Annotated in this window: 24 protein-coding genes and 1 tRNA gene; 2 read left to right on the top strand and 23 right to left on the bottom strand. The window is 31.7% G+C overall.

The window, feature by feature from the left end; all coding sequences use genetic code 11:
* Positions 1-395 (top strand): hypothetical protein (locus N2259_02810; protein ID MCX7779145.1); only part of this gene is annotated, 395 nt, incomplete at its 5' end.
* A 278-nt stretch (positions 396-673) separates the two neighbouring features.
* Here N2259_02810 and N2259_02805 read toward each other — a convergent pair.
* From N2259_02805 to N2259_02705, 21 genes are all read right to left on the bottom strand, one after another.
* Positions 674-744, bottom strand: a tRNA-Gln gene (locus N2259_02805).
* A gap of 51 nt (positions 745-795) precedes the next feature.
* The gene (locus N2259_02800) at positions 796-1797 is read right to left on the bottom strand and encodes a beta-galactosidase (protein MCX7779144.1); all 1002 of its coding nucleotides are present in this window, start codon (positions 1795-1797) and stop codon (positions 796-798) included.
* Position 1798: 1 nt separating this feature from the next.
* A complete protein-coding gene (locus tag N2259_02795; GenBank protein MCX7779143.1) occupies positions 1799-2698 on the bottom strand; it encodes an EamA family transporter in 900 nt (299 codons plus the stop codon).
* Between the two features lie 4 nt (positions 2699-2702).
* A complete protein-coding gene (locus tag N2259_02790; protein MCX7779142.1) occupies positions 2703-3479 on the bottom strand; it encodes a glycosyltransferase family 2 protein in 777 nt (258 codons plus the stop codon).
* A gap of 29 nt (positions 3480-3508) precedes the next feature.
* Positions 3509-4612, bottom strand: coding sequence for a glycosyltransferase family 2 protein (locus N2259_02785; GenBank protein ID MCX7779141.1), 1104 nt, complete (start codon positions 4610-4612; stop codon positions 3509-3511).
* Positions 4578-6059, bottom strand: a complete 1482-nt coding sequence (locus tag N2259_02780; GenBank protein ID MCX7779140.1) for an O-antigen ligase family protein — start codon at positions 6057-6059, stop codon at positions 4578-4580. Before N2259_02780 ends, N2259_02785 begins: the two co-directional genes overlap by 35 nt.
* A complete protein-coding gene (locus N2259_02775; protein MCX7779139.1) occupies positions 6060-6527 on the bottom strand; it encodes a DUF5706 domain-containing protein in 468 nt (155 codons plus the stop codon). It abuts the gene before it with no gap.
* A 70-nt stretch (positions 6528-6597) separates the two neighbouring features.
* On the bottom strand, positions 6598-7485 hold the full coding sequence (locus tag N2259_02770) for a glycosyltransferase family 2 protein (GenBank protein MCX7779138.1): 888 nt from the start codon (positions 7483-7485) through the stop codon (positions 6598-6600).
* Between the two features lie 109 nt (positions 7486-7594).
* Positions 7595-9076, bottom strand: coding sequence for a flippase (locus N2259_02765; GenBank protein MCX7779137.1), 1482 nt, complete (start codon positions 9074-9076; stop codon positions 7595-7597).
* Positions 9077-9079: 3 nt separating this feature from the next.
* Positions 9080-9523: a 30S ribosomal protein S9 gene (gene rpsI, locus N2259_02760; protein MCX7779136.1), complete on the bottom strand. Its 444-nt coding sequence runs from the start codon at positions 9521-9523 to the stop codon at positions 9080-9082.
* Positions 9524-9529: 6 nt separating this feature from the next.
* Positions 9530-9880: a 50S ribosomal protein L13 gene (gene rplM / locus N2259_02755; protein ID MCX7779135.1), complete on the bottom strand. Its 351-nt coding sequence runs from the start codon at positions 9878-9880 to the stop codon at positions 9530-9532.
* 15 nt (positions 9881-9895) lie between these two features.
* Positions 9896-10249 (bottom strand): 50S ribosomal protein L17, encoded by a 354-nt coding sequence (gene rplQ, locus N2259_02750; GenBank protein MCX7779134.1) that lies wholly within the window; start codon positions 10247-10249, stop codon positions 9896-9898.
* A gap of 80 nt (positions 10250-10329) precedes the next feature.
* Positions 10330-11112, bottom strand: a complete 783-nt coding sequence (locus tag N2259_02745) for a DNA-directed RNA polymerase subunit alpha (GenBank protein MCX7779133.1) — start codon at positions 11110-11112, stop codon at positions 10330-10332.
* A gap of 69 nt (positions 11113-11181) precedes the next feature.
* Positions 11182-11817, bottom strand: a complete 636-nt coding sequence (gene rpsD, locus N2259_02740) for a 30S ribosomal protein S4 (protein ID MCX7779132.1) — start codon at positions 11815-11817, stop codon at positions 11182-11184.
* Between the two features lie 23 nt (positions 11818-11840).
* Positions 11841-12245 carry a 30S ribosomal protein S11 gene (gene rpsK, locus N2259_02735; GenBank protein ID MCX7779131.1) on the bottom strand — a complete coding sequence of 135 codons (405 nt, stop codon included), beginning with the start codon at positions 12243-12245 and terminating at the stop codon, positions 11841-11843.
* An 18-nt stretch (positions 12246-12263) separates the two neighbouring features.
* Positions 12264-12653, bottom strand: a complete 390-nt coding sequence (rpsM, locus tag N2259_02730; protein ID MCX7779130.1) for a 30S ribosomal protein S13 — start codon at positions 12651-12653, stop codon at positions 12264-12266.
* A gap of 107 nt (positions 12654-12760) precedes the next feature.
* On the bottom strand, positions 12761-12874 hold the full coding sequence (gene rpmJ / locus N2259_02725) for a 50S ribosomal protein L36 (protein MCX7779129.1): 114 nt from the start codon (positions 12872-12874) through the stop codon (positions 12761-12763).
* Between the two features lie 84 nt (positions 12875-12958).
* A complete protein-coding gene (infA, locus tag N2259_02720; protein ID MCX7779128.1) occupies positions 12959-13177 on the bottom strand; it encodes a translation initiation factor IF-1 in 219 nt (72 codons plus the stop codon).
* Between the two features lie 56 nt (positions 13178-13233).
* Entirely contained in the window at positions 13234-14208 is a 975-nt protein-coding gene (gene murB / locus N2259_02715) for a UDP-N-acetylmuramate dehydrogenase (GenBank protein ID MCX7779127.1), read from the bottom strand.
* Positions 14205-14951, bottom strand: a complete 747-nt coding sequence (locus N2259_02710; GenBank protein ID MCX7779126.1) for a DUF72 domain-containing protein — start codon at positions 14949-14951, stop codon at positions 14205-14207. The genes murB and N2259_02710 overlap by 4 nt, the downstream gene beginning before the upstream one ends.
* Positions 14952-14953: 2 nt before the next feature.
* Positions 14954-15175 carry a hypothetical protein gene (locus N2259_02705; protein ID MCX7779125.1) on the bottom strand — a complete coding sequence of 74 codons (222 nt, stop codon included), beginning with the start codon at positions 15173-15175 and terminating at the stop codon, positions 14954-14956.
* Between the two features lie 92 nt (positions 15176-15267).
* On the opposite strand from N2259_02705, the gene cysS reads away from it, so the two are divergent.
* Positions 15268-16647 (top strand): cysteine--tRNA ligase, encoded by a 1380-nt coding sequence (gene cysS, locus N2259_02700; protein MCX7779124.1) that lies wholly within the window; start codon positions 15268-15270, stop codon positions 16645-16647.
* 26 nt (positions 16648-16673) lie between these two features.
* Here the strand turns inward: cysS and N2259_02695 are convergent, their stop codons facing one another.
* Both N2259_02695 and dnaJ read right to left on the bottom strand, forming a co-directional pair.
* Positions 16674-18011, bottom strand: a complete 1338-nt coding sequence (locus N2259_02695) for a hypothetical protein (protein ID MCX7779123.1) — start codon at positions 18009-18011, stop codon at positions 16674-16676.
* A 133-nt stretch (positions 18012-18144) separates the two neighbouring features.
* On the bottom strand, positions 18145-19284 hold the full coding sequence (gene dnaJ, locus N2259_02690) for a molecular chaperone DnaJ (GenBank protein ID MCX7779122.1): 1140 nt from the start codon (positions 19282-19284) through the stop codon (positions 18145-18147).
* Positions 19285-19293: the final 9 nt, after the last annotated feature.

The raw sequence follows: 19293 nt of genomic DNA, 5'->3' as shown, positions 1-19293 counted from the left end.
GGAATAATAAAGTGACGAGTCTTGATTTGGGAAGTAATGATCTCAGACCAGAAGGGATGAAAATATTAGCTGAGACTTTGAAGGATGAGAATAATAAGGTGACGAGTCTTGATTTGAGTGGTAATAGTCTCGAACCAGAAGGGATGGAGATATTAGCTGAGGCTTTGAAGGATGAGAATAATAAGGTGACGAGTCTTGATTTGAGATATAACCGTCTCGGACTAGAAGGGATGAAAATATTAGCTGAGACTTTGAAGGATGGGAATAATAAAGTGACGAGTCTTGATTTGAGAAGTAATAATCTCGGAACAGATGAAATAAAACTCATTGAACAAACCATTGAATTCTTAAGAAAACAAGGAAGAGAAATAAAAATCATCTATATGGAAAAATGAAAAGTATTATAAAAAAATTATCTTTCTAACCAAAGAGAGTAATACGGGGCCTACGTTTTTGCTTTTAAAGAAAAATAATAAATCTTTTTATATTTATATCAAGAAAATATTTTTCGAAAGATAAAAATTACTGGATTTTTGTATTGTTTAATTAAACAAAACGACTGGCTGACCAAACAAATAAATTTTGTATTTAATTAACATAGAATTATAGAATTATGATGTATTAATCCTTATTGTTTCTCAAAAATTAAATTATATTATATATAAAAAAATAGCTGCGGGGCTTGGACTCGAACCAAGATTAATGGCTCCAAAGGCCACTGTCCTACCATTAGACGACCCCGCAAACAAATGAAAATAACTAAGTTTTTACATTATAACAAATTCTTTTATTTTTTCAAGGTTGCCAAAGCAGTCTGGCCTCATTCCAAAAAGAAGAATCACCCTGCTCTTTTAACCAGTACCACCACTCAACACCCCAAAAATAATATTCAGAAAAACCAGCTCTTTTAGCAAATTCAATAATCTTTTTAAACTTATCAAGATTCATAATTTTTTTCTGTTCGGCCAAGGGGGTAAGAAGCAATGGTCTATCTGACCACGGCTCAGCCTGCAATTCAAGACAGATAATTTTTTTTATCTTCGTCAATTTTTTGATCGCCTCGCCTTTTAAAAAATAAAGACTGGCTGGATAGGGATAGGTGAAATATTTAAAATATTTATTCCAAACCACTCGATACATGGTTACGCCTAAAATATCGGCATAACGACTGGCTGGTAACCAGGTAGAAAGTTCGCCGCTTTCAGAAACAATAATTGGACGTTGATCTAATCTTCGGACAAAATCAACTTCTTGGGCAAAAAATTTTTCATCAAAAGACGGACAAAGACCAAACCAAGTTAAAAACGGCTCATTTTCTAATTGCCAGGCTTTAATCATCTGTTTTCCTTTGTATCTTTCAATCACCTTGCCTAAAAAAATAAGGAGACGAGACTCTCTTTGTTCTTTTTTTAAATTTTTTACCCAGTCAGGCAAATGACATTCTGGCCAGCCTGGCAATTTTTGACCAACGGCTAAAATAATCTCGATATTTTTTCTCTCCGCTTTCTCCACTTGCCAGTCTAAAACTCGAAAATCATATTCGCCTGCTTTTTTTTCAATCTCATCCCAATAGGCGGACAGACGAATTTTTTTCACTTTTAAGTCATCTAAAATGGCTTGATAAACCTCACGCCAATCTAAGTTTAAAGCCTCAATCTTTTTTCGACTGAAAGTTACACCAAAGGTTGTTTCCTTTGCTAAATTGTCTCTTTCAATTTTTTCTGACAAAAAGTAGAAGCCAGAGAGAAAAACGGTTGTCAAGAGAATAATAAAAATGATTTTTTTGAGAATAGCCATATTATTTAAAGAAAGCAAGAAAAGAAAGGCCAATGAAAATTAAAATAATGGCGATGATTTTTTGAAAAATAACCTTTTTCTCTAATTCTTCTTGAAAAAGATGGGGGAATTTTTTTGAAATAATTAGAGCAAAGAAAAAAATAAAAACATATTGAATACCTTGAAGGGCGTTGACTAAAGAAACGCTATTTAAAGAAATGGCTACGTTTAAAAGAACAAAATAAAGGACCGCCACCCCTTGGTTTATCAGAAAAAGCAAAGAAGTTTTTGGTTGAGTCGTTTTTAAAGATTGACAAATAATTGACCTTATCTTTTTTGGTAAAAGCAAACTCAAACTAAAAACAAAACTGCCGAGACGAATCCAGATAAAACCACTCAAAAAAGGAAGACGAAGATAAATTATCTTTGAAAGAACAAAAGAAAGGGCAGATAAAAAAGAGGCAAGAATAATAAAAACCCAACCTTGAATAAAATAATTTTTACCCGCATTAAATCTAAGGCTCATTAAAAAACTTCCTAAAATAAGAAAGAAACAAGCAATTAAACTGAAGGTAGTTAATTTTTCCTCTAAAAATATAAAACTGAGAAGAAGAGAGAAAATTGGCAAAAAACTACCAACCAAAGGAACAATTCTCGAAGCTTCGTTAATTCTTAAGGCTTCAAAAAAGAAAATGAGAGATAAAATAAATAAAGCACCGGTCAATAGAGAAAGTAAAAAATATTCAAAAGTTGGCCAGACTAAACCGCCGATAAAAATTAAAAAGAGAGCCAAAATACTCAAAGTCCCAATATAAAAAGCATAACTGATTGACTGAGGAATTTTCTTGGAAATTAAAAACTTATCAATCGTTGCGGCAATCGAACTAAAAAAATAGGCAAGAATAGTTAAAAATAACCACATAGGATTAGAAAAGAGAAAATTGATTTTTATCTTTTCGCCATTTAAAGAAATATTTGATGGCACTGAAAATGTGAATCCAAGTTGTTTTTGAAAATAAAGCATAAAAACCCTCTTGTTCGGCTGAAGCTCTTTGATAATAATGAAACATTTCTGACTGAGCAAGATAAACGACACGCCAACCATGTAATTTCATTTTTCGACAAAGATCAACATCTTCAAAATAGAGAAAAAATCTTTCATCAAAAAAACCGATCTCTTCCAAAGCTTCTTTCCTAATCATTAAGCAGGCACCTAAAAGCCAGTCAACTTCTTTATTTACCTGATGATCGAAATCAGCCATTAAATAATAATCAATCTTTTTCTTAGCCCATGAAAATTGGCCCAAAAATGTTCTTCTTAAGATAGGAATATACCATTTTGGAAAACGATAACAGGATGGCTGGATACTTCGATCAGGATTTAAAAGTTTTGGCCCGCAAACACCAACTTGAGGATTTTTTTCCATAAATTGATAGAGTTTTTCAATAGAATTTTCTAAGACCACTACATCTGGATTAAGAATGAGAAGATATTTACCCTCGGCTTTTTTAACACCTAAATTTAAGGCGGCTGCCAGACCTATATTTTTTTTGTTTAGAATAAATTTAACTGGTCCTGCTATCCTCTGCTTCCACTCCTCAAGAAATTTTTGACTTCCATCGCTCGAAGCATTATCAACAATAATAATTTCATAATCAATTTTTGGCTTAATGAGGTTGATCCCCCTTAAAAATTGCTTCAAAAGATTTTTTTGATTGTAATTAACAATAATTATTGAAACCATTTTCTTATTTCTTGAGAAGAAATTTTTTTATTTTTCATAATATATTTTCTTTTTTTAATTATTTTTGGCAAATTTTTAAGAATTTCCCACCACCCCTTTAAAGTTTTTTGTTCGAAGAAAAAAAGATAAAATAATTTTTTCAATTCATAAAAAATAATCAGGGGTAAATCTTTTAAAAAATTAATGAAAAAATCATTTTTTATCAGACAATATAAGTGATTACGATAGGAAAGGTAATTCACCAGGGGCGACTTTTCTTTTCTTCTTTTTATAATTTCTTTAATTTTCTTGCCTTGACTATAGACTTGACGATAGTGATAAGCTATAGCTTGAGGATAATAAAAAATTTTCCAACCTCTTAATCTTAAACGCCAACTTAAATCAACATCTTCTTTATAAGAAAAGAAGTCTTCATCAAAATATTCGCCACACTCTCTCTTTACTTTTCCATCAATAATGAATTTTTCACAAAGATATTCATCTTTAGATATTTGTGGGTTCGTATTTGATTTTTTTTTATTAATAATAATCTTTATATCTTCGAGAGCTTGACGACGATATAAAACGCAGGCACCTGATAGACCAAAAACTTCTTCTTTCTTATTATACTGACCACAATCTAATTCTCCTTCACCTCGATCAATGACTCTTCTTGATTTAAAAATTTTTAAGCCAGTTGAATCAATAATTTTTGTTTTGACTTTTTCCTCTAACTCAAAATCACTTGTATAAATTTTAAGAAGTTTACCGCCAATGGCGCCAATTTCTCTATCTTCTTCAATGATGGGTAAAATTTTTTCTAACCAATCTTTTTCTAAAATGATATCGGGGTTGATAACTAAAATATAGTCATCGCCTTGATTTAATCTTAAGCCTCGGTTATGAGCCGTGGCAAAGCCTAAATTTCTATTATTTCTTAATATATTAATTTCAGGAAAATTTTTTTGTAAATACTCACGTGTACCATCCTGAGAAGCATTGTCAATAATAAGAATAGAAAAATTTTGATACGTTTGGGCTTTAATTGCTTTTAGACAATCAGGTAAAAACTTCAAACTATTCCAAGTGACAATTTGAATAGCCACTTTCATATGATATTTGGTTAAAAATAGTTAAACAAATAATTAAATAACCTATACCCAAAGGGTGGTTGAGGTAAGGTGAGGTAAAATGAGTCATTCCTAAAGCCACCAGACCAGACAATAAACCAAGAATTAGAGATTTTTGGAAATTCTCAATTTTCAATTTACAATTTTCAACTATTTTCCATCCTTCTTTAAAAATCTTTCCGATAAAAATCAGAAAGACGCTTAAGCCAACGAAACCAATTTTTAACCAGATGTCTAAGTATCCCCACTCAAAAGCATAGGTCGTATAATAACCTAAAATTCTTGGATCGGTAGAAAAATAAGAAATGGTTTTGCCAAAACCAGCACCAAAAATTGGTTTTTCTAAAATAGCGTCGAGAAGATGAGGTAACTGTAATAGTCTTGACGAGGTGGCTGGTTCTTCTATCTCCATTCTTTTCTCAACCAAACTGGCTAAATCTATTCTAATTTTTGGCGGCAGTCTTAAAGAAAGCCAAATCAAACCAAAGGAAAGCAGAAAAACTAACAAAATAATGAAAAATATTTTACCTAAATCAAAACAAGAAAAATTTTCTTTTATTTTAAGAAAAAGAAAGAAAATTATCAAAGTGAAAACAAATCCTAGCCAGAAGCTTCGTGAAAAGCTTATCAAAATTGGCACAACAGATAGAAAAAGAGAAAGGAAAGAAAAAAAACTTACTTTCTTCTTTTTCAATAAAAAAACAAAAATAGATAGAAAAATAAAAAAACCAATTAAAGAATAAATCTGCGATTGCAAAAAAATACGATAAAAAGAATCAAGTTGAGTAATTTCTCCTAAACCATGCCGCCTTGTCCAGCGATAGAGATCAATGGTAATAAAAGGAATCTGGTGAGTAAAGATAAAAAAGAGAATAAAGGTTTTAATGGCTAACCAGCTTATCGCCGCAGATAAAATTTTAAAAATTTTATCTAAATGTTCTTTTTTAATGACGTCGAAAATTGGAAAAACAAGAAGAAAATAAAGCCAAGCATTGGCATCGAAAAAAATTAAATCTTTTGAATTGCGATAAAGGAAACCAGCTAAAACACCCCAGAGATAGAAAATAGAAAATAGAAAATAGAATTTAAAAAATTTTGAGTGAAGAAAATTTAATTTATATTTTTTTCGGATAATTCCAATCAACCAAATCAACATTACTAAACTAAAAAGAATCATTCGAAGAGAAATTTTGATTGGGCCAATTGGTAAATAAAAAAGATAACCCTTTGAACCAATAAAAAGTTCAGCTAAAAGAACAAAAATGCCATATTCCAACTTCCAAAAAGTTAAAAAAAGAAAACTAAGACTGATAAGCAGAAAGGCAAAACGATTAATTAAAGGGACAAGATAACCCAAAAAGGAAAGTAGTTCAAAAAAAACAATTAATAATAAAAAGATTAGATATGGCTTTTGAAAAAAAACTCTCATTTAAATACCAAGAATTAAAATAAAAAGGCCAGCTATCAAACTGAGAGAAAGAATAAAACTGGCGGTTCTGACCATTTTTGCTTTTGGCTCGATCGAATATTTAGAAAGAGCATAAATCTCTTTCAAATATTCCTGGGCCATTTTTTCTTCACTACTAATCACCTCTTTGATTTTTTTCTCATACTCACCATTTTTAAAACCAATAAAGCCAGACCAACAAAGGAGACTAAAAACGCCTTTACTTGGTCGAGGAAATGGATAACTGACTGCCCAGATAGTTAAAATCAAGGAAATGAGAGCGGCCACAGCAATAATTAAAAAGCCAATTTTTTCGGTCCGTCCCATACTTAAAGCAAAAATAATGCCGGAAACACCGACAAGAAAAGAAGCCTTAGTATCAAAAACTCCTCTTTGTTCCCGCTGGTGAAGATAAGCATCGCGAATAAAATTTAGTTGTTCTGGTGTCATAGGATAGTTATTAATTATTAGTTATTATTTGTTGGTTGTTGGTTGCTAGTTGTTAGTTGCTGATTGCTGGTTATAGTTTTTTAAGTTTTTTAATCCCAGGCAAGAACGAGACGATTAAAGAAAGAAGTAAACTGATTGGTTGAAGAAGTAGTAAAATAAACCAACTAAAAAAAGAATGATGTTTCTTAAAATAGTATAACAAAGATTGATTAAATTGCCACTGATTTTTAAAAGGTGAAACTTGTGAAAAACTGGTTGCTTTTTGATGAATGATTTCTGCTTCTGGATAATAATAAATTTGCCAGCCAGCCTTTTTCGCTCGCCGACAAAAATCAACTTCTTCAAACCAGAGAAAGAATTTTTCGTCAAAGAAACCAATTTCCTCAATCAATTTTTTTCTCACCATAAAAAACGAACCCATAACCTGATCAACTTCTTGGGTTTTACTATAATCAAAGTCTAAGGCAAAATAATTCCTAATTGGTTTAAAATTTCTAAAGAAATGATGAATTTTTAATAAGACAAAAATTTGGGAGACGAGATTAGGAAATTTTCTGACTGAATTTTGAAGAGTACCATCAGAATTTAAAATTTTACCACCACAAACACCAATCTTTAAATGACTTTCCATAAACTCAAGTATTTTAAAAGTATTTTCCTTGATTTCTGTGTCTGGATTTAAAAGTAAAATGTACTCACCTTTTGATAATTTTATCCCCCGATTGACCGCCCGAGCAAAACCGAGGTTTTTATGATTTAAAATAATTTTGAATTTTGAATTTTGAATTTTGAATTCAGATAAAAATTTTCGACTTTCGTCATTTGAATTATTGTCAATCACAATGGTTTCAAAATCTATATTCTCGCTATAGTTCTTACCATAACTTTGAATAGATTTTAAACATTTTTCTAAGAAATTTTTCGTTTGCCAATTAACAATAATAATCGAGAGTTTCATAGTTTGATTATTTTATCAGAAAAAAAATTATTGACAAATTTTCAAAGAAGCATTGAAATTAAAAACGGCAACACTTTTGGTTCTCGCCGAATTTTTTTATAAAAAATTCTTATTCTAGATTCTCTGTTTTCTCTACCAACATTTCTTTTTTCATCACTGATTTCAAAAAAAGATCTTTGATTTCTTTTAAGTCATCTTTGTCCAAGGCTTTTAATAAATAAATAGCCAATAAATAAAAAATGAGACCAACAAAAATAGTAAAAATGATATGCATTTTATCTTTTATAAAAAAAATAAAAAAACTCATTAATGTGGTCGCTAATAAAATTAAAAAAATTTTTTTACCAAAATATCTTAAATCAATTTTCACCACTTTTCTAATCCAGACAAGTTGAAGAGAAAAGAAAATAAAAAAACTCACCGCGTAAGCAAGACTGGCGCCAAGGTGTAGAAGTTTGGGGATAAAAATAAAACTTAAAAGAATATTAATGGCTAAAGCCAAACCTCGGGAAATGGCATTAAATTTCTGTCGATCAGCAGCTGTTAAAAGAGAACTGAAAGGAAAATCAAGAAACATAAAAACCAGTGCCAGTAATAAAATTTGTAATGATAAAACAGACCCAATAAATTCTGAACCATAAATCAATAAAATAATTTGAGGTGCTAAAATAATACCAGCTGCTAAAATTGGTAAAGCAAAAATAATGAGATAAAAAACCACCCGGCTAAAAACTTTATCTAAGAAATCTCGGGCTTTAGCATAATAATAACTAAAAGCTGGAAAGGTCGAGGTGCCAAAAGCCAGAGGGATAAAAAGTAGGGCTTGGGGTAAACGAAAAGCCGTTGAAAACAGGCCGACAAATTTATCTTCGCTAAGAAAAGAAAGTAGGACGGTATTAATTTGAGAAAAAATATTAGAAAAAATAATGGCTACGACAATCGGTAGGGCAATCTTAAAAAAATAAGAAAGAACCTTTTTATCTAAAGAAAAACGAATTGGGATTTTTAATTTTTTAATTACTAATAAAGGATAAAGAAGATAGAAAATAGAACCTAAGATTAGGGGCAACATTAAAATTGGCAAAGGAAATTTTAAAAAAATAAAAAGAAAGCCAAGACCCACATAAATAACCTGATCGATGATAATACCCAAACTTTCATACTTTAAATTTTGCCAACCTCTTAAAGTTGAGTAACAGGTCACGGCCAATGATTGAAGAATCATCATTAAAGCGGCTAAATAAACCGTTTGTTTAGTGATTACTGGATAGCCCAACAAATTAATGACTATAATAATGAAAAAATAAATCAAAAAAGAAAGAATAATTTTAAAAGTCAAACTATTACTTAAATATTCGCTGGACCTATCTTTGTCTTTGGCCGTTTCTCGAGTTAAAACGGTAGAAAATCCCAAATCAAGGAAGACAGAAAAGATAGCAACAAAAGAAAGAGCAAAAGAATATTTACCCATCCCATCGGTGCCAAGATAACGAGCCAAAAAAATAAAATAAAAAAAGGCTAATACTTTTTGAAAAATATAAGCCACCATTAAATAAAGTGTATTTTTGGAAAAAGAATAAGATTGAACCATAATTTATCTCTTCTGCCACTGCGGCGCCCTTCTTGCTCTTTTTAAACCTGGTTTTTTCCTTTCTTTGATACGTGAATCTCTTTTCAGAAAGCCTAAAGGTTTTAAAATTTTTCTCCATTCCGGATTAGCTTTGACCAGCGCTCGAGAAATGCCCAATCTGATACTTTCGGCCTGAGCCTGTAAACCTCCACCTTTTACTTTGACTAAAATTTCAACATTTTGCAGTTTCAGTACTTTCAGGGGGTCTAAAATAATCTTTTGCCAAGTAAAAAATGGAAAATATTTTTGATAATCTTTTTGATTAACGAGAATTTTGTCTTTGCTTTTTAGTTTTAATTTAACTTGAGCAACAGCGCTTTTTCTTTTACCGGTGGCGACAAAAAAATCTTTTTCTTTTTCTTCAACTATTTTTTCTTTTTCAGAAATTATTTTTTTTATTTTTGGCATAAATTTTTATGGAATAAATTTTAATCTTTTAATTCTAAATTTTCTTAATTTATTTTTCGGCAACATCCGACTAACAGCTCTAATTAAAACTTCTTTTGGATTTTTTTCAAATAATTCTTTTAATTTTTTTGTTTTCAAACCGCCCGGATAGCCAGTATGATGATAATATTTTTTTTGTTCTAATTTCTTGCCAGTAAATTTTATTTTTTCAATATTTTTAACCAAAACAATATCGCCCAAATCTTTGTATGGCACGAAGCCTGTTTTATGTTTACCAATTAAAAGAGTAGCAATTTGAGAAGCCAACCTTCCTAATGGTTTATTGGCAGCATCAATAGTATAGATTTTCGACGCCATAGTTTTTATCAATTTCTATTGAACTAATTCGATAATAGCCATTTTGGCTTTATCTGTTCTTTTTCTTCCTATTTTTACTATTCTTGTATAACCACCCCTTCTTTCTTGATAACGGGGTGAAATTTCTTCTAAAATTTTTTTGACTATTTTTTCGTCCTGAAAAAAGGATAAAAGTCTTCTTCTGGCTGTAAGGTCTCCTTTCTTGCCAGTCGTAATGAGTCTTTCAATTTTCGGTCTTAAAAACTTTGCTTTTGCTAAGGTTGTTTTAATTTTTCCTTCTTTAATCAAAGATGTGGCGAGATTTCGTAGAAGCATTTTTCTTTGATCTCTGTTTCTGTCTAAAATTTTTTTCTTTTTCCGGTGCCGCATACCTTTTTGGCAAATATTAAATCCTCATTACAAATTATAAAAAAATTTATATTTAGTCATTATTAATATATATTGTATATCTACTTTTTCTTTGGCTTTTCCTTTTTCTTTTTTATCTTCTTGTCTTTTTTTTCTTCTCTTTTTTCTTCTCCAAACTTTTCTGACTCGAGAGATTTGCTTTTAGTGAGTAAATAAAAAAATTGGTCTTTTAACAATTCAGCTCCTTGAATAAATGCTTCCAATGGAGTTATCGTTCCGTCTGTCTCGATCATTAAGGTTAATTTATCGAAATTTGTTTTTTCGCCAACTCTTACATTCTCTACTTTTAAACCAACTTTTCTTATTGGACTAAAAATAGCATCAATAAAAATTTTCCCAATTTCTCTTTCTTCCTTTCTCTCTTCAACTGGTACATAGCCGCGACCCTTATTGACAAAAATCTCCATTTCTAAATTTGCTCTTTTATCAGTAAGGGTAGCGATCAAAAGATTAGGATTAACTATTTCTACTTGAGCATTTTTTTCGATATCTTTAGCATAAACTTTTTTTTCTCCTTTAATTTTAAGGTTTAATCTTATTTCTTCTTCTGAATAAAGTTTAACCCTTAATTGTTTTAAATTTAAAATAATCTGTAAAACATCTTCTTGAACAAAAGGAATGGTAGAAAATTCATGCTTTACGCCTTTTATTTTCACAGCCGTCACCGCCGCCCCGGGCAAAGATGAAAGTAGAACTCTTCGGATAGCACTACCCCAGGTTATTCCATAGCCCGGATAACATGGTTCAATAGTAATCAATCCTTTATTTTTATTTTCCTTATCTTCTTGATAATCAATTTTTGTTGGTAAAAGAATTGGCTCCATAAATTTAAATTGATTAAATAATTAAATCGATTAGAAGATTAAGAAAAAAGAAGGGTTATATATTTTAATTTATCGGCTATAAAATTCAATAATTGCTCTCATGTCGAAATCTTTTGGCAAATCTTCGGCCTCAGGTTTTCTTAAAATTTTAATCGTCAATTTTTCTTCATCGACAAAAAACCATTCTGGCCTAATTCTTCCCCTCTCTTTAGCCTTAGCAATTTCAGTTTTTATTTTTTCTCTCAAAGAACTATTCATTTTTAATGCTATCTCTTCGTTTGGTCTGACTAGATAAGAAGGAATATTAACTGGACGACCATTAACCACCAAATGACGATGATTGACTATCTGTCGAGCTTGATTAATCGACGAAGAAAATCCTGCTTTATAAACTACATTGTCTATTCTTCGTTCTAATAATTTTAGCAAATTTTCTTCTGTATTACCAGCCATTCTTAGTGCTTTTCGGTAATAAATCTTTAATTGTTTTTCTAAAATGCCGTAAGTTCTTTTTAATTTCTGTTTTTCTCTCAGTTGAATACCATAAGTCGAAAGCTTAGGATACCCCTTTGGTCCATGAAGACCAGGCGGATATTTTCTCTTAATGATTGGACATTTAGCCGTATAACATTTTTCACCTTTTAAAAACATCTTCTTCCCTTCACGGCGACAAATTTTACATTTAGCGTCTAAATATTTAGCCATATTTAATTTAATTTTTATTTTGTCTATACTCTTCTTATTTTTGGTGGTCGACAGCCATTATGAGGAATAGGTGTAATATCTTTGATTGAGGTAATATTAAGACCAAACTCACAAACTGCTCTTACTGCTGCATCTCTACCTGTACCAATACCCTTAACAAGAATTTGAGCCTCTTTAAGACCAAATTTCTTGGCTTCTTCCATCACATTTTTTGCTACAATCCCGGCAGCATGTGGGGTGGCTTTTTTAGGGCCACTAAAACCGAGCCGACCAGCACTAGAAGAACAAATAACGTTGCCTTGTAAATCAGTAACAGTAATAATTGTGTTATTGTAGGTAGAATAAATATAAATTCGACCACGTGATATTTGTTTTAATGCTTTAGAAGCTTTTGGTGAAGATTTTTTAGAACTAACCTTTTCTGACATAGAAAAATAATTAAACTATTAAACTTTTTTAGCCGGCGGTCGACGACCGGAACCCATTGTTCTCCGGACATTACCCCTGACCGTTCGAGAATTTGTTCTTGTTCTTTGGCCTCGAACTGGTAATTGTCTAGTATGTCGTACCCCCCGATAGCAACCAATTTCTTTTAATCTTCGAATGTTGGCTGAAATTTCTCGACGAAGGTCTCCTTCAACTTTATACTCTTTTTCAATTATATTTTTAATTTTCTCAATTTCTTCAGTCGTTAAATCGCGAATTTTCTTATCTGGGTTGACTTTAGTAATTTTTAAAATATGGTTGGCTAAAGATTTACCAATACCAAAAATATAGGTTAAGCCAATTTCAACCCTTTTATTTGGTGGTAAATTGATGCCGGCAATCCGAGCCATATTATATTAAAGTAATTTATAATTTTGAATTAAGAATGAGGGATAAATTTTTAATTTTATATTTTCATTTTTAAATTTGATTTTTGAGTTTTGAGTTTGGTGGTAGTTTATCCTTGACGCTGTTTGTGTTTTGGATTTTGACAAATGACATAGAGTCTTTTTTTTCGACGAACGATTTTACAAGATCGACAAATTTTTTTAACCGACGAACGAACCTTCATAGGCGCTACACTAAAATAAAAGATGTTAGAAAATGAAAATAGATAAAAGATGTTTAATTTACGTTTTTATTTATTTTCTATTATTTAGTATCTATAAACAATTCGGCCCTTTGTTAAATCGTAAGAACTCATCTCCACTTTTACTCGATCGCCAGGTAAAATTTTAATTTTATTCAATCTTAATCGGCCACCTAAATAAGCAAGAATTAGCCTTCCATCATCTAATCTGACCCGGAAATTAGCCGATGGTAATAGTTCTTCAACTACTCCTTCAACTTCAATAAAATCTTTTTTCTTGGACATACTCTAATTTCTTTGGAAGAAATTAAATAATAATTAATTCTAAAAAAATGTCAAGATTAGAAACCAATTAATTTTATTTCTTTTTCTAATTTAAGATTAAATTTCTTTAAAACCATTTTCTCAATTAAATTAATAAGTTTTAAAACATCTTTGGCTTTGGCCCCCCCTTGATTAATAATAAAATTAGCGTGTTTTTCGCTAATTTTAGCGCCACCGATTTTTTTGCCTTTAAGACCTAATTTTTCAATTAACCATCCGGTAGGAATAATACCAGATTTTTTAAATTCTTTCAATTGTGGATATTCTTTTAGTAATTTTGAATTTTGAATTTTGAATTTTGAATTTTTAAAAATGCAACCGGCAGAAAAACCTTGGGGAATTTTCTTTTGTCTTATTTTTAAAATTTCTATAATCTCTTTTTTAATTTTTTCTTTATTTCCCTTTTTTAATTTTAAAAGAGCGGAAAGAATAACCAAATTATTATTTTTTTGAAAAATACTTGCCCGATAACCAAATTGACAATCGTGCCGAGAAAATTTTTCAATTTTTAATTTACCATCATCAATCTTTAACACTTCAACACTTTCGACAACAGTGGAAATATTTTTTCTCTTAGATGGCCAACCAGCATTGCCGTGAATGGCTCCACCCAAAGTCCCAGGAATACCAGCCGCCCATTCTAAACCAGTTAATTTTCTTTCTAAAGAAATTCTTACTAATTGACTTAACTTCGTTCCCGCTTCAGCCAAAATTTTTGAATTTTGAATTTTGAATTTTGAATTTTGAATTTTGATAATTAATCCATTATATCCCACATCACTACATAATAAATTACTCCCCCCACCTAAAATAAAATATGGAATTTTTAATTTTTTAGCTAAAGTAACTGCTTTAATTAAATCTTTTCCGCTTTTGGCTAGAAAAAAATATCTAGCCGGTCCACCGATGCGAAAGGTTGTCCATTTTTTTAATGGTTCATTAAATTTCAAATTTTTGCCTAACTCTTTCTTTAGTTTTTGATCGAAATTCATTTTTTTAATAACTTTTTCAGTTCTAAGGCATTTTCGATGGCATAACCATAAGCATCGTTATCAAAATAGACATAAATCATTTTTCCTTTCTTAAAAAATTCTTTTATTTTTTTGGCGTAAGCCTCTAACTGTCTTTTTGTATATTTTGAAGCATAAAGTTGCTCATGACCATGGAGACGAAGATAAAGATAATCAGCGGTAACCACTTCTTTATAAGGATAACAAGGGGCGTCGGCCCAACAAAGAGCAAAGTTATATTTTCTTAAAATTTTATAAACTTCTGAAGAAAACCAACTTTCATTTCTAAATTCAAAGCTTGCCTTTTGATTTTTCCCAACCAATTTTCTAAGAAATTGACAAAATTTTTTAAATCTTATCTGATTTAATTTAAAAGAAGGTGGAAATTGAAATAATAAGGGACCTAATTTCTCTTTGAGAACTAGAGATCGCTGCCAAAAAGTTTTTAAATCATCTTCAGTTTGATTCAATTTTTTGAGATGGGTAATCCGCCGCCAAACTTTTACGGAAAATAAAAAATTTTTTGGTACTTTTTCTCGCCAATGCAGAAATGTCTTTTCTTGCGGAAGATGATAAAAAGAAGAATTAATTTCAACAGTAGAAAGATGTTGAGCGTAGTAAGAAAGTAATTCCTGAGAATTTAAATTTACTGGATAAAAAATTCTTCGCCAGTGAAAGTAATTCCAACCGGAAGTGCCAATAAGAATTTTATTATTTTTCTTCATTTCTATTCTTCTGGTTCAGGAATAATGCCTTTTTGTAGCGATTCTAATTTTTTGGTAAAGTTGTGAATTACTTCTCTGATGGTCTGAGCTAATTCTCTATTACCTTGTTCTTCGGCTATAGCCAATTCTTTGTTTAATTTTTCGATCTGTTTGTTAGTAACCTCTATTTCGTTTTGAATCGCTTTTTCATCGACGTTTTCTTTTTGTTCTACGTTTATATTCATAAATTTAAGATTAATAATAAGATTAAATTTATCAACCTGTTTTATTAAAACATAATTTTGACAATTTGTCAAGTCTTGATAAAATTAAAAATATGCCACTGAAATTATTCAACTCGTTGACCAGGAGAAAGGAGGTTTTTAAACCAATTAGGGATAAAAAGGTTGGTCTCTATACTTGTGGCTTGACTGTCTATAATTATGCTCATTTAGGCAATCTCCGAACTTATATTTTTGAAGATATTTTAAAAAGAGTGCTTTTGTATAATGGCTATCGAGTCAAACATGTGATGAATATCACTGATGTCGGCCATTTAACATCTGATGCTGACTTAGGCAAAGATAAAGTTGAAGAAGCAGCCAAGAAAGAGAAAAAAACTGCTTGGCAAATTGCTCAATTCTATACTGCCGCTTTTAAAAAAAATCTCAAAGATTTAAATATTATCCCACCAAACCATTGGGTTAAAGCCAGCCAAACGATTAAAGATCAAATTGAGTTAATAAAAAAATTGGAAAAAAATGGTTTTACTTATCGGACGAGTGATGGTCTTTATTTTGACACTTCAAAACTGCCAAGCTATGGTAAATTGGCTCGTTTAAAAAAAGAAGAAATTAGGCCGGGCATCAGAGTAGAAATGAAAGAAAAAAGAAATCCAACTGATTTTGCCTTATGGAAATTTTCTCCGCCTGGTGTCAAAAGACAAATGGAATGGTCTTCACCCTGGGGAGTTGGCTTCCCCGGTTGGCATACAGAGTGCGTAGCGATGAGTATTAAAAACTTAGGTATTCCTTTTGACATTCATTGTGGTGGTATTGATCATCTTTCCATTCATCACCCAAACGAGATGGCTCAAGCTGAAGCCGCCTATCAAAAACCTCTCGCTTACTACTGGCTTCACGGTGAATTTTTACTTTTAGACCAAGAAAAAATGGCTAAATCAACCGGTCGGTTCATTACCTTACAAGAAATTATTGATCGTGGCTATCATCCCTTAAGTTTACGTTATCTCTGTTTGACTACTCACTGGCAATCACCATTAAGTTTTTCTTGGCAATCTCTTGACTCAGCCCAAAATGCTTTAAATAATCTTTATGAAAATATGAGTTTTTGTTTAAAACCAGGTAAAGTAATTCAAGCGGTGAGAAAAAATTTTTTAATGGCCATTAATGACAATTTAGATTTACCCAAGGCATTGGCCCTAAGTTGGAATTTAATCAAAGAAAGAAGATATTCATTGGCTGATAAAATTGCTACCTTAATTAATTTTGACAAAATTTTTGGCTTAAAATTAAAGGAAATTCAAGAGAAAGCGCAAAAAATTCCTCGTCAAGTCAAGAAATTAATTTCTCAGCGGGAAAAATTGAGAAAAGAAAAGCAATGGTCAGCGGCTGACGAAATTAGATCTAAAATAAAAAATTTCGGCTATCAAATCGACGATACGCCAGTCGGGCCATTAATCAAAAAATTATTCTAATTTCAGAAATTAATTGAAATTAATTTTCAGAAGGTTTCTTTGATCGGTAAAGTAAAGGGTGGTTCACCCTTTTTGCTGCCGGTCTTTTTAATTAACGGTGCTTCAACGGTCGCCACTGGAAAATGATAAAGGGTGGCTAATTCTTCAATATTTAAAATATAGCCATTTGTCCCCCGGCGAAAACTTCTTTCTCGATAAGCCTTTAAAATTTCATTTTGTTTTCTGATTAACCCTTTGGTTGGGGCGAGAGAAAAAGATGGGGGCACGGTTTTTACTGTATCATCTGGTTTAAAACCATTCATATCTAAAGTATTAAATTGATTCAACATGCCCAAAACACCTGGAATGACCCGATGAACATCATAAACTTCTTTTCTTGCTAAATAGATAATCCGAAATTTTGTCCGATAACCAATTTTAGAAATTTTTCTCTGAATGGCAGCGACAACATCTTTTTCGCCAGGAGAAAGAAAACTTATTAAAGAAGGTGGTTCTTCTTTTATTGATTTCTCGCCGATTCCGTAAACGCCACCAAAAATCGTATCATAGATAAAAGTCGACACACTTTCAAATAATTTCCAAATTAAAACAGCTAAACCACCTCCTTCTTCTTTTGGTTTTGTGCCTATTAATTTATTAACTAACCTTTCCCCTCTTTTTTTCCATGCTAATCCTCCAAAAGTAATTAAAATTTGCAGCCAAACTTGTTCTCCTTCACGAATTCTGTTTAAGACTTCTAAAATGTTTGACATTGGATCTTTAAATTCCCCACTTAAAGAATGCTCGAAGGAGGGATAGGTCCGAATCGGATAGGAGTCTTGATTGTAAAGAACAATTTCTGTCCCCCAAAGATTATAATCAGGATGAGGAAACTTTTCGGGCGCCTCTTTTGTGTAATCATCAACTTCATGGATTTCGGCATTAGGATATTCACCATAAAAAGCAGCTTCAACTAAATCTCGATATTCTTGAGGAGTTCTAACTAAAAACTGGATTCGACCACCTAAGCTAATAATCTCAAAAGAAAAGCGTGGCTGTGTAAAAATCGATGAATCTTTTTTCAAACCTTTAGTTGACCCAGCCGTAGCGAGATGGGCAAAAAGTCTTTCGGTTACTTCCGGACCATGAGGGTTGTCTTTAGGCACATCAATAGCCAAGAGAACATATTGAGTATTTTTTTCTTTTATCAATTCAGCTCGATAAGCTATAATTTCTTTTAAACCGACAAAAGTCAAAATGACAAAAAATACCCAACCACCGCGACTGATAAGACGCCAAAGTAAAATAAAAAAGGGTAAATCTGCCCAGCGCAAAATTGCCTCCCAATTGATGACTAGCCCGGTGATATCTATTTCAATGGGCATATCCTTTCATTCTAATATAATTTTATCTTTAGTCAATTCGTTCTCTTGATCTCATTAGGCCTTCTTTTAAAAATAGTTTATCAAATTTATACCCTCCAATTTTCAGCCCTCAATCAATGGTCTATGAGATCATTTACAAGCCTTCATTTTGTAATTCTTCCAATAGTTCTTTTTGTTTTCTTGTTAAAGTTTTTGGAATTTTAATATGAATAGTTACTAATTGATCGCCGCGACCACGACCTTTTAGATAGGGCACACCTTTTCCTTTTAATTTAAAAACTTGGCCAGGTTTGGTACCAGGAGGAATTTTCAAAATCACCTCACCTTCTAAGGTCTTAACCTTAACTTTTCCGCCTAAAACGGCTTGGGAGATGGAAATTTCTTCTTCAGACAAAATATCTTGACCCTTTCTTTTAAAAATTGGGTCCGGTTTAATATGAAAAGTCAGATATAAATTACCAGCCGCCGCTCCTTTGACTCCTGCCTCGCCCTGGCCCCTTAAAATAATTGTTTCACCTTCATCAATACCAGCTGGAATTTTAATTTTTAAAATTTTTCTTTCTCGAATTCGACCCTCGCCATTGCATCTTGAACATTTTTTTTCAGCTATTTTCCCTTCGCCGCCACATTTTGAACAAGTAGTTGTTGTTCTTATTTGGCCAAAAAATGTTGATTGAACTTTTGAAATTTGCCCTGAACCATGACAGTTTGAACAAGTGATAAATTTAGAATCTTTGGCTATCCCACTGCCGAAACATTCAGGACATAAATTAAATTTATCTAAAGAAATTTCTTTTTCACTACCAAAAATCGCCTCGCGAAAATCAATCGTCACTTCCAGATGAAGATCACGACCGCGCCTAGCTCGTCGTCTAGTTTCTGTTCTGACACCGAAAAAATCTTCAAAGATATCCCCTAAATTACCAAAACCAAAATCACCAAAATCAAAAGAAAAGTCTTGGCCAGCATCTTTCATCGCCTCAGCCCAGGTTGCCCAATCTCTAAACCCATCAAAACCAGCAAAACCGCCAGTTGCTCGTGCTTGTTCGAAGGCCGGGCCATACTGATCATACATTCTTCTTTTTTCTGGATCAGAAAGAACTTGATAAGCCTCATTAATTTGTTTAAATTTCTCATTCATTTCCTTATATTCTGGTTTGCCATAGTATTTATCTGGATGATATTTTTGGACCAATTCCCGATAAGCCCGCTTAATCTCTTCTGGCGAAGCATCTCTTGAAACACCAAGAATTTTGTAATAATCGCTAGACATATTTTGATA

The organism is Patescibacteria group bacterium (genome assembly GCA_026417895.1).
Lineage (GTDB): Bacteria > Patescibacteriota > Patescibacteriia > UBA2591 > CALHIP01 > CALHIP01.
The sequence above is the reverse complement of the archived record's forward strand: the minus strand, read 5'-3'. Positions and strand labels throughout refer to the sequence as shown.

Coding starts and splice junctions, on each gene's coding strand:
- N2259_02780 (MCX7779140.1), bottom strand. CDS start 6,059: ATGAGAGTTTTTTTTCAAAAGCCATATCTAATCTTTTTATTATTAATT.
- N2259_02710 (MCX7779126.1), bottom strand. CDS start 14,951: ATGAAGAAAAATAATAAAATTCTTATTGGCACTTCCGGTTGGAATTAC.
- rpsI (MCX7779136.1), bottom strand. CDS start 9,523: ATGCCAAAAATAAAAAAAATAATTTCTGAAAAAGAAAAAATAGTTGAA.
- rplM (MCX7779135.1), bottom strand. CDS start 9,880: ATGGCGTCGAAAATCTATACTATTGATGCTGCCAATAAACCATTAGGA.
- rpmJ (MCX7779129.1), bottom strand. CDS start 12,874: ATGAAGGTTCGTTCGTCGGTTAAAAAAATTTGTCGATCTTGTAAAATC.
- N2259_02785 (MCX7779141.1), bottom strand. CDS start 4,612: ATGAAAGTGGCTATTCAAATTGTCACTTGGAATAGTTTGAAGTTTTTA.
- N2259_02705 (MCX7779125.1), bottom strand. CDS start 15,175: ATGAATATAAACGTAGAACAAAAAGAAAACGTCGATGAAAAAGCGATT.
- N2259_02695 (MCX7779123.1), bottom strand. CDS start 18,011: ATGCCCATTGAAATAGATATCACCGGGCTAGTCATCAATTGGGAGGCA.
- rplQ (MCX7779134.1), bottom strand. CDS start 10,249: ATGCGGCACCGGAAAAAGAAAAAAATTTTAGACAGAAACAGAGATCAA.
- N2259_02795 (MCX7779143.1), bottom strand. CDS start 2,698: ATGTGGTTATTTTTAACTATTCTTGCCTATTTTTTTAGTTCGATTGCC.
- infA (MCX7779128.1), bottom strand. CDS start 13,177: ATGTCCAAGAAAAAAGATTTTATTGAAGTTGAAGGAGTAGTTGAAGAA.
- rpsD (MCX7779132.1), bottom strand. CDS start 11,817: ATGGCTAAATATTTAGACGCTAAATGTAAAATTTGTCGCCGTGAAGGG.
- cysS (MCX7779124.1), top strand. CDS start 15,268: ATGCCACTGAAATTATTCAACTCGTTGACCAGGAGAAAGGAGGTTTTT.
- N2259_02775 (MCX7779139.1), bottom strand. CDS start 6,527: ATGACACCAGAACAACTAAATTTTATTCGCGATGCTTATCTTCACCAG.
- N2259_02770 (MCX7779138.1), bottom strand. CDS start 7,485: ATGAAACTCTCGATTATTATTGTTAATTGGCAAACGAAAAATTTCTTA.
- rpsM (MCX7779130.1), bottom strand. CDS start 12,653: ATGGCTCGGATTGCCGGCATCAATTTACCACCAAATAAAAGGGTTGAA.
- murB (MCX7779127.1), bottom strand. CDS start 14,208: ATGAATTTCGATCAAAAACTAAAGAAAGAGTTAGGCAAAAATTTGAAA.
- N2259_02745 (MCX7779133.1), bottom strand. CDS start 11,112: ATGGAGCCAATTCTTTTACCAACAAAAATTGATTATCAAGAAGATAAG.
- dnaJ (MCX7779122.1), bottom strand. CDS start 19,284: ATGTCTAGCGATTATTACAAAATTCTTGGTGTTTCAAGAGATGCTTCG.
- N2259_02800 (MCX7779144.1), bottom strand. CDS start 1,797: ATGGCTATTCTCAAAAAAATCATTTTTATTATTCTCTTGACAACCGTT.
- rpsK (MCX7779131.1), bottom strand. CDS start 12,245: ATGTCAGAAAAGGTTAGTTCTAAAAAATCTTCACCAAAAGCTTCTAAA.
- N2259_02765 (MCX7779137.1), bottom strand. CDS start 9,076: ATGGTTCAATCTTATTCTTTTTCCAAAAATACACTTTATTTAATGGTG.